Genomic DNA, 12,982 nt, shown 5'->3' with positions numbered 1-12,982 from the left:
TCGGCCGCACGGGACGTTCAGCCGCGCAGGGCGTTCAGCCGCCGTCGGGCGGGGCCCAGGGCCCGGGTGCGGGCCGTGAGCCCGGACCAGGGCCGGGTGCGGGCCTGGTCCACGGCGTCCGCGACGGTCCAGCGGCGGGCGTGCAGTCCCGGGTCGTCCAGTTGGTCCCAGGTGAACGGCGTGGCCACGGGGGCGCCGGGCAGGGCGCGCACGGTGAAGGGGGCGACGGCGGTCTGGGCGTAGGCGTTGCGCTGGATGTCGAGGTAGAGCCGGTCGCCGCGGTCCTTCTTGCGGGCCGCGGTGGTGAGCCGGTCCGGGTGGGCGGCGGCCAGGACGTCGGCGACGGCCCGCGCGAACTCCCGTACGTCGTCGAAGTCCTGGCGGCCGTCCAGCGGGACGACGACGTGCAGTCCCCGGGACCCGGTGGTCATCGGCGCCGAGGGCAGCCTCAGCTCGCCGAGCAGTTCCCCCAGCAGCCCGGCCGCGGACCGGACCGTCTCGAAGTCGTCCCCGGCCGGGTCGAGGTCGAAGACCATGCGGTCGGGCCGGTCCAGCCGCCCGGTCCGGGACAGCCAGCGGTGCAGGGTGAGGGCGGCCTGGTCGGCGAGGTGGACGAGGGTGGCGGAGTCGTCGCAGACGGTGTGGCAGACCGTGCCGCCCTCCTTGCCGACCTCGACCCGGCGGATCCAATCCGGGTAGTGCTCGGGCGTGTTCTTCTGCATGAACCGCGGTCCGTCGATCCCGTCCGGGTGCCGCTCCAGCATCAGGGGGCGGCCCCGCAGGTGGGGCAGCATGAACGGGGCGACGGCACGGCAGTAGTCGACGAGATCGCCCTTGGTGTACTCCTCGGCGCCGCCGTCCCCGGCCGGGAACAGCACCTTCTCCGGCCGGTGGACCTCCACGGTGCGCCGGCCGGCCCGTACGGTCCGCGTCCCCGTCCCTCCGCCGCTGCGGCCGCCACTCGCCCTCACGGAACGATCGCCTGCTCCACGAGCATCCGTGCGGCCGCCTCGATGGACTCGGCGTCGATCCCGGCGGCGTGCAGTTCCTCCGCCGGGGACGCCGAGCCCGGCATCGTCGTGACCGCGAGCCGCACCAGCCGGGGCACGGGCCGTCCGTCCGTGAACGCGTCCAGGACGGCGTCGCCGATGCCGCCCTCCCGCCGGTGGTCCTCCACCGTCACCAGGCAGCCGGTCTCCTCTGCGGCCGCCCGCAGGGTAACCCGGTCGACGGGCTTGACCGAGTACAGGTCGATCACCCGGACCGGGATGCCGTCCCGCCCGAGGGCGTCGGCCGCGGCGAGCGCCTCGTGCAGGGTCACCCCCGCCGCGACCACGGTGAGCCGGTCGGCGTCGGAGGAGCGCAGCACCTTGCTGCCGCCGACGGGGAACTCCTCGTCGGGGCCGTAGATCACCTTGCTCTCGCCGCGCGAGGTGCGCAGGTAGCGGATGCCCTCCAGGCCGGCCATCTCGGCGACCAGCCGAGCGGTCTGGTTGGCGTCGCACGGGTAGAGCACGGTCGAGCCGTGCACGGCCCGCATCATCGCGAGGTCCTCCAGGCCCATCTGGCTGGGCCCGTCCTGGCCGATGGCGACGCCCGCGTGGGAGCCGACGAGGTTGATGCCGGAGCCGCTGACGGAGGCCATGCGCACGAAGTCGTGGGCGCGGGTCAGGAAGGCGGCGAACGTGGTGGCGAACGGCACCCAGCCGCGCGCGGCCATCCCCACCGCGGCGGCGACCATCTGCTGCTCGGCGATGTAGCACTCGAAGTAGCGCTCGGGGTGTTCCTTGGCGAAGAACTCGGCCCGCGTGGAGTCGCCGACCTCGCCGTCCAGGGCGACGACGTCGCCGCTCGCGGTGCCGACGGCGGCGAGCGCCTCGCCGAACGCGTTGCGGGTGGCGACCTCGTCGCCCTTGTCGTAGCGCGGCAGCTCGGTCTGTCCGGTGCCCGTCGAGTGCAGGGCCCGCGCGGCCTCGGGCGCGTGCACCCGCACCTCGATGTCGCGGGGGCCGCCGAGTTCGGCCACGGCCTCCTCGGCCTCCGGCAGGGGCTTGCCGTGCTGTCCCTCGCGGTCCTCCACGGCCGCGACGCCCTTGCCCTTGAGGGTGCGGGCGATGATCGCGGTGGGCTGTCCCCTGGTGGACAGGGCCTCGCCGTAGGCACGGTCGACGGCGTCGACGTCGTGGCCGTCGATCTCGATCGTGTGCCATCCGAAGGCCCTGAAACGGCGCGCGTAGGCGTCGAGGTCGTGGCCGTGCCGGGTGGGGCCGCGCTGGCCGAGGCGGTTGACGTCGACGATCACGGTGAGGTTGTCGAGGTGCTCGTGCCCGGCGTGTTCGGCGGCCTCCCACACCGATCCCTCGGCCAGCTCGCTGTCGCCGCACAGCACCCACACGCGGAAGTCGGTGTGCTCGAGCCGCTTGCCGGACAGCGCGATGCCGACGCCCACGGGCAGTCCCTGGCCGAGCGAACCGGTGGCGGTCTCGACCCACGGCAGTCGCTGCGGCGTGGGGTGCCCCTCCAGGCGGCTGCCCAGCTTGCGGAAGGTGAGCAGTTCCTGGTCGTCGATGGCGCCGGCCGCCTTGAAGGCGGAGTACAGCAGGGGCGAGGCGTGTCCCTTGGAGAGCACGAAACGGTCGTTGCCGGGGTGGTCGGGGCGTTCGAAGTCGTAGCGGAGGTGGTTGGCCAGCAGTACGGCCATCAGGTCCGCGGCGGACATCGACGACGTCGGGTGTCCGGAGCCCGCGGCGGCGGACGCCCGTACGCTGTCGACGCGCAACTGCTGTCCGAGGTCGACGAGTTCACCGGTGTTCATGAGTCTCCTTCCTCGGCACGGCCGTCGGTGCGCCTGACGGGGCCGGGGGCGATGTCGGGTCCGGGGGGCGGCTGGTGCGCCGGGGGTTCGGGACCGGGCTCGGTGGGCGGGCCCGCGGAACGGGTCGGTCCGGGCGAGGCCGTGGGCCGCTTGCCGGCGGCGCCCGCGCCGGTCCCGCGCGAGGCCTTCCCCGGCTTGGCGGAGCCGCCCCGGGCGGGACGCGGTCCGGCGGCTTCCACGGCCCGGCGGGGCCTGCCGGACGCGCGGGGCGACCCGGACGGCCCCTTCTTGGCATCCCCTCCGCGCGGCTGGTTCTTGGCGGGTTCGCCGGTGGGCTGGTTCTTGGCCGGTTCACCGCCGGGCTGGTTCTTGGCGGACTCGCCGCCGGGCTGGTTCTTGGCGGGTTCACCGGCGGACTGATTCTTGGCGGACTCACCGGCCTGCTGGCTCTTGGCCGGTTCACCGCCGGGCTGGTTCTTGGCGGGCTCACCACCGGGCCGGCCCTCGGCCGGTTCACCACCGGGCCGGCCCTCGGCCGGCTCGCCGCCGGGCCGCTTCTCCGCCGCCTCGCCGGCCGGTGGTGCCTTCGCCGGTTCGCCGGCTCGTCCGGCGTCCGTGCCGGGCCGCCCCGGACGTCCCGGGACCCGCGCGACCTCGGGCGAGGACGACTCCAGCGGTACGGACCAGGACCGTACGAGGCCGAGCTGCACGGCCTGGCGGGGCAGCACCGCGTCGAGCAGCCAGTCGGCGGCGACCCGGACGCGGTTGCCCGGCATCGCGGCGAGGTGGTAGCCGCGGGTGACCGCGCCGGCGGCCACGCCGGACATCGGCAGGCCCAGCGGGTCGGCGGCGGCCTTGGCGCCCCCGAGGTCCACGACGAACCCCAGGTCACGGTGGCGGTAGGCCCGCCGTTTCCCCCGGCCGAGCGACGCGACGACGTTGTGGGCGCAGACCTTGCCGTGCCGCCAGGCGTGCTGCGCGGTCATCGGCGTGTACTGGCCGGGCCGGTCGAGGTCGGGTACGGCGGCCACGTCGCCGCAGGCGAACAGCTCCGGCCGCCCGGGTACCTGGAGGTGGGGGTCGACGAGCAGCCGGCCCCGTTCCATGGGCAGCCCCAGGGACTCCACCAGCGGGTCGGGCCGTACGCCCACGCACCACACCAGGGTGCGGGTGCCGACGGTCGTCCCGTCGGTGAGCACCACCCCGTCGCGCGTGGCCTCCTTCACGGAGGTCCCCATCCGCACGTCGACGCCCCGCTGCCGCAGGACCCGCTCGGCGGTGCGGGAGAGCCGTTCGTCCATCTCCGGCATGACCCGGGGCGCCACGTCCAGCAGCATCCAGCGGGGCCGCATGCCCGTGCGCATCGGGTGCCTGCGGACCTGCGCGTCGGTGTACATCGCGCCGTGCGCGGCGACCTCGGTGCCCGTGTAGCCCGCGCCGACCACGACGAACGTGCACCGCGCGGCGCACTCGGCCCGGTCGTCCGTCGCCGCGGCCAGCTCCACCTGCCGGGTCACGTGGTCGCGCAGGTAGAGCGCCTCCGGCAGCCCGCGGAAGCCGTGGGCGTGCTCGGCGACACCGGGGACGGGCAGCAGTTTGTTGACGCTGCCCGCGGCGAGCACCAGCCGGTCGTAGGGCAGGGTGCCCTCCTCCCCCTCCGGGCCGGTGTAGTGCACGGTGCGCCCGTCCAGGTCGATGCCGTCGGCCTCGCCGAGCACCAGCCGGACGTGCGGGAGCGTGCCCGACAGGGACACGCTGACCCGGCGCGGTTCCAGGATTCCGGCGGCGACCTGGGGCAACAGGGGCAGGTAGAGGAAGTAGTCGGTCGGGTTGAGCACGGTGATGTCGGCCTGGTGCCGGGTGAGCCGGGACAGGGTGCGGGCCGTCCGGTACCCGGCGAAGCCGGCACCGACGATCACGATGCGGGGTCGGCTCACGGTTCGCCTCCGGGCTGTCGCGTACCTCGTGAGCCTTCCGCGTCCCCTGGGCCGGGGCGCCCAAACGTGCGCGGGGAAGGGGCCCCCTCGGGCGAGGAATCCGCCGCACCGCCGGTTGCCGGCCCCGCGCCCGGGTACCCGGCCCCGGACCCACCCTCTTCCTGTCCGGAGGCACCCTCATGCCCGAGTACGGCTATTTCCTCTCGTGCGAGCAGTACGGTCCCGCGGAGCTGATCGAGCAGGCGCGGATGGCCGAGCAGGCCGGATTCCAGGCGTTGTGGATCTCCGACCACTACCACCCCTGGAACGGCGAACAGGGCCAGAGCCCCTTCGTGTGGTCGGTGATCGGCGCCCTGTCCGACGCCGTGTCCCTGCCGGTCGAGACGGCGGTGACCTGCCCAACCGTGCGCATCCACCCGGCGGTGGTGGCCCAGGCCGCCGCGACCAGCGCGGTGATGACGGGCGGCCGGTTCCGGCTGGGCGTGGGCACCGGCGAGGCGCTGAACGAGCACATCTTCGGCGACGCCTGGCCCGCCGCGCACGTGCGGCTGGAGATGCTGGAGGAGGCCATCCTGATCATGCGCCGGCTGTTCAGCGGCGAGGAGGTCAACCACCACGGCACCCACTACACGGTGGAGAACGCCCGCCTGTACACGGTGCCGGACGAGCCGGTGCCGATCGACATCTCCGGGTTCGGCCCGGCGGCGACGAAGCTGGCGGCCCGGGTCGGCGACGGATACATCACGATGATGCCGGACGCCGCGATGGTGGAGCAGTACCGCAAGGGCGGGGGCGGCGGGAAGCTGGTCAGCGGGGGCACCAAGGTCTGCTACGACACCGACAAGGACGAGGCCGTACGCACGGTGCACCGCCTGTGGGCCAACGAGCAGTTGCCCGGCGAACTGGGCCAGGTGCTGCCCTCGCCCAAGCACTTCGAGCAGGCGCAGACCCTGGTCACCGAGGACATGGTCCGCGACAGCCGGGTGTGCGGCGCGGACGTGGACGAACACGTCGCGGAACTGCGGCGGTTCGCCGACGCCGGCTTCGACCGCGTCTACGTCAACCAGATCGGCCCGGACCTGCGCGGCTTCTTCGACCTCTACCGCACCAAGGTGCTGCCGCAGCTGCAGCAGGCCGTCTGACGCACACGACCGCCGACGGCACAGGGGTGCGCCCCGCACGGACCGTCCGTCCGTGCGGGGCGCACCCCTGTCCGCAGCCGGTCAGCCGCGCCCGCGCCGCGCCTCGGGGTCGATGTCGTCCTGGCGCGGGGCGGCCCGCCCGGTGCCGCCCGGTGCGGGCGTGCCCGCGCCCGGGGCACCGGTCGCGCCGCCCGCGCCGCCGGGTGCGACCGGCGGCACCGGCGGGTACGGCACGCCGAGTCCGCCGGGCGGTGCGGCGGGCGCACCGCCGCCGGCCACGTGCTCCGCACCGGTGCCGTGGGCGGAGCCCGGCCCGGAGGCGTGCGGCCGGGCCGCGCCGCGCAGGAGCTGGGCCACGACGCCCAGGAGGACGGCCGTGCTCAGCGCGGCGGCCCAGCCGGGCAGTACGAGGGCGAGGGCCAGCCCCACGGCGAGGGCGACGGCGGCGCCCGCGTACAGGGCGGCGGTGCCGGACGCGGCGTACAACGCGGCCTTGCGGCGCTGCCTGCGGGTCTGTTCGCGCAGTTCGTCGCGCACGGTCTCGCGTGCCACCTGCGCCAGTTCGTCGACCAGTTGCCTGTCCAGGTGTTCCAAGTGATCCATGCGGTTCATGCGTTGCGGGTACCCGCGGGCCCGGCTTCCATGGCCGGACGGGAGGTGCCCGGCGGGCGGTCCCAACTAGGCTCCTCCGTATGGACATTCTGGGAGCCACACTGCGCATCTACGTCGACGACCTGGACAAGGCGATCCCCTTCTACGAGGGTCTGGCCGGCGGCGAGGCCCTCCGTTTCGAACGCGGCGGCGTCGAAGTCGCCGCCGTCGGCTGCTTCCTGCTGATGAGCGGGCCCGAGTCCCAACTCGAGGTGCTGCGCAAGGTGGCCGCGACGATCGCCGTGACGGACGTCGAGGAGACGCACCGGGTACTCGGCTCACTGGGCGCGGACATCATCGCCGGCCCGGTCGCCACCCCGGCGGGCCGCAACCTGATCGCCCGCCACCCGGACGGGGCGATCTACGAGTACGTGGACCGGCGGCAGCAGTAGGCCGGCCCGGGGACGGCGGGCCGGCCGGGACTCACCCCCGGTCCGGCCGCATCCGGAAGTCGTGGCGGGCCGGGAGCGGTGCGTCGTCGAGCCGTGCCCACAGCGATCCGATGCTCTCGTCGCCCTCCCTCAGGTCGGCGACCTCGAAGCCCTCGTCGAAGACGGCCCGCGCCTCCTCCCGCCGGCCCTCGGCGGCCAGCAGCTCCGCCTCCGTCAGACGGAAGCGGCCCCGGGCCCGGGTCGCGGGGTCCAGCCGCTCCCACACGGCACGGGCGTCGGCGGGCCGCCCGGCCGCGAGCAGCGCCCCGATCGCCTCTCCCCCGAGCGCGGCGGCGACGGCGGCCCACCGTCCGTCCCCGTCCGTGTCCCGCGGGTCGTCCGGGCGGCGTGCGCACAGGTCCGCGAAGGCCTGCGCGTACCGGTCGGCGGCGCGCTCGTGGTGGCCGTCCTCCTGGTCGGCGACGGCGAGGCAGCGCAGCAACGGCCACCGGCCGACGACCGTGACGTGCCCGGCGTCGTCGGCGGCCTCGGCTCTTTCGATGCTCCGGAGGCCGCGTTCCCAGCTCCGCACCGCCTGGGCACGGTCGTCGCCGTGCCACTGGGCGACACCGAGGTGGTACTCGGCCAGGGGCGCGGCGGCCGTGGTCTCCAGCATGTCCCGCCAGGGCCGGGCGACCAGCGTCCCGCCGGGCACTTCGCGGTCCTCCGGCTCGGGCAGCGAGCCGGAGCGCAGCAGCTGCAGCCAGGGCCGCTGCGGCTCGGCGAGGGTGTCCTCGTCGAAGGGCGTGCCGGGCAGTTTCCAGCCGGCCCGCAGCACTTCGAGGGCGCCCCAGCCCGACCCGGTGGCCAGGCGCTCGCCGGGCTCGGCGTCGGCGTGGGGCAGCCAGGCGGCGTGGGCGGCGTCGACGCCGGCCCGCGGCAGGGCGGCCTCGAGCCGGTCCTCCGCCCCGCGCAGGACGGTGTGCCAGTCGCCGTCGGACGGGGTGTCGAGCGGCCCGTACGCCTCCAGCCAGGACACCTCGCTCTCCGCCTCCAGCCTGACGTGTTCGAGCTGGGTGCGGGCCAGCCCGGCCTGGATCTCGCAGTAGCCGCCGGTGCCGGGCTCGGTGAGCCACTCCTGCCAGCGGCGCCCGCCGGGCCCGGTGCCCCACACGAAGAGCTTGCGGCCCCGCAGCACGTCGGTCGAGGTCTGCACCAGCCCCTGCCCGTTCCCGTCGAGCGCGGCGATCCAGCGGCGCCTGCCGTCCGGGACCTCGTAGAAGTAGTCGGCGGCGTAGGTGCTGCGGGTCGGGTACGTCCGGTCGACGCCGTCGTGCTCCGGCACCGGGACCCGGCGCAGGCGGCGCTCGTAGCCGAAGTGCCAGGCCTCGTCCGCGGGGGCGAGGACCCGGCGGTCCTCGGGGACCGCGATGTTGGACCACCAGTAGGTGGGCACTGGACGCTCGTGCGGGTTGCGGATGCGGGCGCCGACGTACAGGAAGTCCGAGCCGTCCGGCAGCCACAGGTCGACCTGGAAGGGCAGGTCGCGCAGCCGCTCCCACTCCCACAGGCGCAGCATCTCGCCGCCGTCGGGGGCGGGGACGGAGGCGGCGTGCACGGGTGAGCAGGACAGGGTGGTGTGGCCGGTGGCGCCGATGTTCCATTCGATGCCGCCGGAGAACCAGGCGCCGTTGAGGGCGAAGTTGGCGGGCTGGAGCACCGGGTTGACGTAGAGCAGTTCGCGGCCGGTCGGTTTGTGGTGGAGGGAGGCTATGCGGCCGCCGAGGGCGGGCAGGACGGTGGCGCGCAGCCGGTCGTTCTCGATGACGAGGGCGTCCAGCGCGCCCGGTTCGCGTTCGCGTCCGTAGCCGTCCCGCACCTGGACGGGCAGCAGGCTGCGCAGGGGCGCGTAGTCCACCTGCCGGGCCATGTCGCGCGGCAGCTCGGCCCGGTCCCGGTCGTCGATGCGGTGGGCCTCGTCCAGGGGGCGCAGCGGCGGCAGGGGGTTGTCCGGCCCCGGCGGCGCGGCGGGCAGCGTCAGTACCTCGCGTCGGATCGTCGTCACGCTTCCCCATGGAAGCCGCTCCCCGGCGCGGTGAACAGGGGCTCCGCCGGGCGGGCCGGGGCGACGTGACTCACGTTTAATCCGCTGGGGCGCGGTACGGGGGCTGCCTTAGGGTCGGGCGGTCGGCCCGCGTACGGAGGCGAAGGCCGAGACGACGGAGGAGAGCGGCACGTGAGTGAGCAGTCCGTGGCCGAGCGGCACACCTACCGGGTGATCGTCCGGGGCACCTGGGACGGTCTGACCGAGGAGGCCCGCGCCCGGTTGCTGGCCGAGGCGGGCGAGCACGGGATGGCGAGCATGCGGTTCACCGAGGAGGGATCGCTGTCCTACGAGCCCGCGCCGCTGAAGCACTTCTCGATGCGTTACGTGGTGGTGTCGGACGCGGCGGACGGCGAGGAGATGGCGGGCGCGATCGCGGAGGACCGGGCGGAGGGCACGCTGCGCGGCCTCGGCTACGGGTTCCGCGATCTGCGGTCCACGGTGACGGACCTGGACACGATGAAGATCAACCGGAAGTCACGGACTCGGCGGTGAGGGCCCAGCGCTGGTGGTCGCGCCAGTCGCCGTCGATGTAGAGCATCCGCGGCGAGAAGCCCTCCAGCCGGAAGCCGCAGGCGCGGGCCAGCGCGATGGAGGCGGCGTTGCCCGGCTGGACGTTGATCTCCAGTCGGTGCAGCCGCATCGGCCCGAAGGCGTACCGCACCACGAGGTCCAGCCCTTCGCGCATCAGCCCGCGGCCCGCCGCGTGCGCGAAGACCCCGTAGCCGAGCGCACCGCTGAGGAACCCGCCCTCGACGATGTTGTTGATGTTCACGAACCCGGCGATGGAGCCGCCGGGCGCGCTCCCCGAGGCCGGGTCCGGGTCCTTCTCGCACACCAGGAACCCGGCCTTGGTGCGGTCCTCGATCAGCCGGCTCGCGTAGGCCTCGTACGCCTGGACGCTGTCCGGCGGGAAGAGCCAGGGGTGGTGCAGGTCCTTGCTCTCCCGTGCCCGGGCGGTGAACTCGGCGGCGTCGTCGTGGGTGAAGTGCCGGATGCCCACACGCGGGCCCTCGGCGAGGTGGCGGGACGGGGTGTGCGGCATGGGGCCAGCCTACGTCGGTCAGCGCAGCGCGGGGTGGTCGAGGATCAAGGTCCCCGCGTCCGCGTCGAGTTGTGCCGGTATGCCGAACGGGACGGTCAGCGCGCCCTCGCAGTGCCCGAACCCGGCGTTCTCGGCGACCGGCACGCCGAGGCCGCCGAGCCGGTCGGCCAGCAGGGGCCGCAGCCGTTCGTAGGGGCCGCACTCCTCCCATGAGCCGAGCAGCACCCCGGCGACCCCGTCGAGCCAGCCGGCGCGCAGCAACTGCGTGAGGTAGCGGTCGACGCGGTACGTCTCCTCCCCCACGTCCTCCAGGCACAGCAGTCCGCCGCGCGCGGAGGGACGGGCGTGCGGGGTGCCGAGTTCGGCGGCGAGCAGGGCCAGGCAGCCGCCCAGCGTGACGCCCCGGGCCCGGCCGGGCACCAGCGGCGTGCCGCCGGAGGCGATCTCGCGGACCGTCTCCGGGGCGAACAGGGTGGCCTTCAGGTGCTCCTGCGCCCGCGCGTTCTTGACGAAGTCGACTCCCGCCGCCATCGGCCCGTGCAGGGTGGCCAGGCCGAGGCGGGTGGCGAACGCCTCGTGCAGCGCGGTGATGTCGCTGAAGCCGACGAACACCTTGGGTCCGGCCGCGCGCATCGCCTCCCAGTCGAGCAGGCCGGCCATGCGCTGGGCGCCGTAGCCGCCGCGGGCGCACAGCACCGCGTCCACGGACGGGTCGCACCAGGCGGCCTGGAGGTCGGCGGCCCGGTCGGCGTCGGCGCCCGCGAGGTAGTCGAGGGTGTCGTGCCGGTCCAGCACGTGCGGAGCCACGACCGGGTCGAGGTCCCAGCCGCGGAGCACGTCCAGGCCCGCCTGGATCCGCTCCTCGGGCACCGGTCCGCTGGGTGCGACGACGGCCACCCGGGCTCCGGGGGCGAGCCGGGCCGGCCGGACCAGCTCCCGCACCCGGCTCACCGGTTCAGCTCCAGGACGGGGACGCCGGGCGGGGTCATCCCGAAGACCTGTGCGTACAGGGAGAGTTCGGCCTCCAGGGCGCGCACCATGGTCTCCGCCCGACGGAACCCGTGTCCCTCGCCCTCGAAGGTGAGGTAGGCGTGCGGCACCCCGCGGCCCGCCATGCGGTCCAGGAACCGCTCGCACTGCACCGGCGGACAGATCACGTCGTCGAGTCCCTGGAGCAGCAGGAACGGGGCGGTGACGCTCTCGGCGTGCTCGGCGGGCGACCGTTCGGTGTAGCGGCCGGGGACCTCGGCGTACGGGCCGATCAGGCTCTCCAGGTACTGCGACTCGAAGTCGTGGGTCTCCCCGGTGCCCCAGCCGGTCAGGTCGAGGATCGGGTAGAGGATCGTGCCGCAGGCGTAGACGTCGGTGGCGGCCAGCGACGCGGCGGAGGTCCAGCCGCCCGCGCTGCCGCCGCGCACGGCGAGCCGCTCCGGGTCGGCGGTGCCTTCCTGGGCGAGGGCGAGGGCGACGGCCGCGCAGTCCTCGACGTCGACGACGCCCCACTGTCCGCGCAGCCGGTTGCGGTACTCCCGGCCGTACCCGGTGGAGCCCCCGTAGTTGACCTCGGCGACGCCGATGCCGCGGGAGGTGAAGTAGGCGATCTCCAGGTCGAGGACGAGCGGGGAGCGGCTGGTGGGGCCGCCGTGCGCCCAGATGACGTACGGCGGCCGTTCGCCCTCCGGGGCCCGGCAGCCGGGGTTGTGCGGCGGGTAGAGGTGGGTGTGGATCTCGCGTCCGCCCGGGCCCCGGAAGGTGCGGATCTGCGGCTTCGGGTAGTACGCCGGGTCGGTGGCGTCCTCGTGCGGGGCGCCGATCACGCGGGCGCGGCCGGTGCGGGTGTCCAGCTCGACGACCTCGTAGCCACTGTGCGCACTGGCACCGACGGCGGCGACCCGCTCGCCGTGCGCGGCGAGGGCCGGCGCGAACTCGGTCCAGGGGCCCGCCGCGTCGACGACCTCGCCGGTCTCTGGGTCGAGTATGCCGAGGGCGGCGGCGCCCCGGCCGTGCAGGACCGCGATCAGGCCGCTGTCCAGGGGCGCGAACCAGCGCTGTCCGAGCTTCCACAGCGGACCGCCGAACTCCTCCTCGCGGGCGCACAGGGGCTGCCCGTCGCGGTAGAGGTTCCACCAGCCGGTGCGGTCGGAGGCGTACAGCAGCGTGCCGTCCGGTGCCCAGTCGGCCTGGGCGATCGACTCCTCGGGCCCGCCCGCGACGGTCCGGACGTCCCGGAACGTGCCCTCGGGGCCGACGTCGGCGACGATCAGCTCGGTGCCGTCCCAGGGCATGCGCGGGTGGTCCCAGGCGAGCCAGGCGACGCGGCTCCCGTCGGGGGAGAGACGGGGGCCGGTGACGAAGCGGTGCCGCTCGGGGGCGAGTTCACGCACCGCGCCGCGGTCGTCGGCCGCCGAGCCGTCCAGCGGCACCGCCACGGGCACGCGGCGCACGTCGGTGGGGCCCTCGCCGGTGAACTCCTCCAGGACGCACCACACTTCGCCGCGCTCGGGGCGCGGGTCCGGTTCGATCCAGCGCAGTCCGCCGCCCACCGCGGACAGCGGGGTCAGCGGACGCGGTGCGCCGCCGCCCGGGGTGAAGGCGTACAGCCGCTGGTCGGAGAAGTGCACGAAGACCACGAGCGGGCCGGTGTCGGCCGGGGCCGCGCCCCAGGGCCTGCCGCCGTACTCGATGACGCGGCTGCGCACGTTCCACGGCGCGGGCAGCAGCGGCTCCTCGGTGCCGTCGGCGTGCCGCCGCACCAGGGTGCGCCGTCCGCCCTCGGCGGGCCGGGGCGCGGTCCACCACACCTCGTCCGCGACGAAGCCGACGTCGTCGGGCCGGCCGTCGTGCGCGGCGGCGAGGGCCGCGTCGACGGGCGAGGGCCACGATCCGTACGAAAGAGTCCGCACTGACTCCTCCACTT

The 12,982-nt window shown here is 74.9% G+C and carries 11 protein-coding genes; 3 read left to right on the top strand and 8 right to left on the bottom strand.

Translation table 11 applies throughout. The features are described 5' to 3' along the window. Positions 1 to 17 precede the first annotated feature (17 nt). Genes ligD through Sdi02f_RS01185 form a run of 3 tightly spaced genes read right to left on the bottom strand, consistent with a single transcriptional unit; the run spans position 18 to position 4,752 of the window. Positions 18 to 971 (bottom strand): non-homologous end-joining DNA ligase, encoded by a 954-nt coding sequence (gene ligD / locus Sdi02f_RS01195; protein WP_108932529.1) that lies wholly within the window; start codon positions 969 to 971, stop codon positions 18 to 20. Continuing rightward, complete coding sequence (locus Sdi02f_RS01190; protein WP_108932528.1) at positions 968 to 2,815, bottom strand: transketolase; 1,848 nt, start codon at positions 2,813 to 2,815, stop codon at positions 968 to 970. The genes ligD and Sdi02f_RS01190 overlap by 4 nt, the downstream gene beginning before the upstream one ends. Then, a complete protein-coding gene (locus Sdi02f_RS01185) occupies positions 2,812 to 4,752 on the bottom strand; it encodes an FAD-dependent oxidoreductase (RefSeq protein WP_108932527.1) in 1,941 nt (646 codons plus the stop codon). Before Sdi02f_RS01185 ends, Sdi02f_RS01190 begins: the two co-directional genes overlap by 4 nt. A gap of 179 nt (positions 4,753 to 4,931) precedes the next feature. On the opposite strand from Sdi02f_RS01185, the gene Sdi02f_RS01180 reads away from it, so the two are divergent. Beyond that, positions 4,932 to 5,894 (top strand): LLM class F420-dependent oxidoreductase, encoded by a 963-nt coding sequence (locus Sdi02f_RS01180; RefSeq protein ID WP_030400941.1) that lies wholly within the window; start codon positions 4,932 to 4,934, stop codon positions 5,892 to 5,894. An 81-nt stretch (positions 5,895 to 5,975) separates the two neighbouring features. On the opposite strand, the gene Sdi02f_RS01175 is transcribed toward Sdi02f_RS01180, so the two are convergent. After that, positions 5,976 to 6,506: a phage holin family protein gene (locus tag Sdi02f_RS01175; protein ID WP_030400940.1), complete on the bottom strand. Its 531-nt coding sequence runs from the start codon at positions 6,504 to 6,506 to the stop codon at positions 5,976 to 5,978. A gap of 80 nt (positions 6,507 to 6,586) precedes the next feature. Between Sdi02f_RS01175 and Sdi02f_RS01170 the strand changes: the two genes are divergently transcribed. Continuing rightward, positions 6,587 to 6,937 carry a VOC family protein gene (locus Sdi02f_RS01170; RefSeq protein WP_030400939.1) on the top strand — a complete coding sequence of 117 codons (351 nt, stop codon included), beginning with the start codon at positions 6,587 to 6,589 and terminating at the stop codon, positions 6,935 to 6,937. A 31-nt stretch (positions 6,938 to 6,968) separates the two neighbouring features. Here Sdi02f_RS01170 and Sdi02f_RS01165 read toward each other — a convergent pair whose 3' ends face one another. Further along, positions 6,969 to 8,981: a DUF5107 domain-containing protein gene (locus Sdi02f_RS01165; protein ID WP_108932526.1), complete on the bottom strand. Its 2,013-nt coding sequence runs from the start codon at positions 8,979 to 8,981 to the stop codon at positions 6,969 to 6,971. Positions 8,982 to 9,167: 186 nt separating this feature from the next. On the opposite strand from Sdi02f_RS01165, the gene Sdi02f_RS01160 reads away from it, so the two are divergent. Further along, entirely contained in the window at positions 9,168 to 9,515 is a 348-nt protein-coding gene (locus Sdi02f_RS01160; protein ID WP_030400937.1) for a DUF6204 family protein, read from the top strand. On the opposite strand, the gene Sdi02f_RS01155 is transcribed toward Sdi02f_RS01160, so the two are convergent. The 3 genes from Sdi02f_RS01155 to Sdi02f_RS01145 are packed head-to-tail and all read right to left on the bottom strand — an operon-like array spanning position 9,487 to position 12,980. After that, on the bottom strand, positions 9,487 to 10,065 hold the full coding sequence (locus tag Sdi02f_RS01155) for a GNAT family N-acetyltransferase (protein ID WP_030400936.1): 579 nt from the start codon (positions 10,063 to 10,065) through the stop codon (positions 9,487 to 9,489). The genes Sdi02f_RS01160 and Sdi02f_RS01155 overlap by 29 nt on opposite strands. Positions 10,066 to 10,083: 18 nt before the next feature. Beyond that, on the bottom strand, positions 10,084 to 11,007 hold the full coding sequence (locus Sdi02f_RS01150) for a S66 peptidase family protein (RefSeq protein WP_031083131.1): 924 nt from the start codon (positions 11,005 to 11,007) through the stop codon (positions 10,084 to 10,086). 5 nt (positions 11,008 to 11,012) lie between these two features. Beyond that, entirely contained in the window at positions 11,013 to 12,980 is a 1,968-nt protein-coding gene (locus Sdi02f_RS01145) for a dipeptidyl-peptidase 5 (protein WP_108932906.1), read from the bottom strand. Between the last annotated feature and the right edge of the window lie 2 nt (positions 12,981 to 12,982).

The organism is Streptomyces ardesiacus, assembly GCF_003112575.1.
Taxonomy (GTDB): domain Bacteria; phylum Actinomycetota; class Actinomycetes; order Streptomycetales; family Streptomycetaceae; genus Streptomyces; species Streptomyces ardesiacus.
Note: the sequence above shows the minus strand (reverse complement) of the source record. Positions and strands in the feature narration are given on the sequence as shown.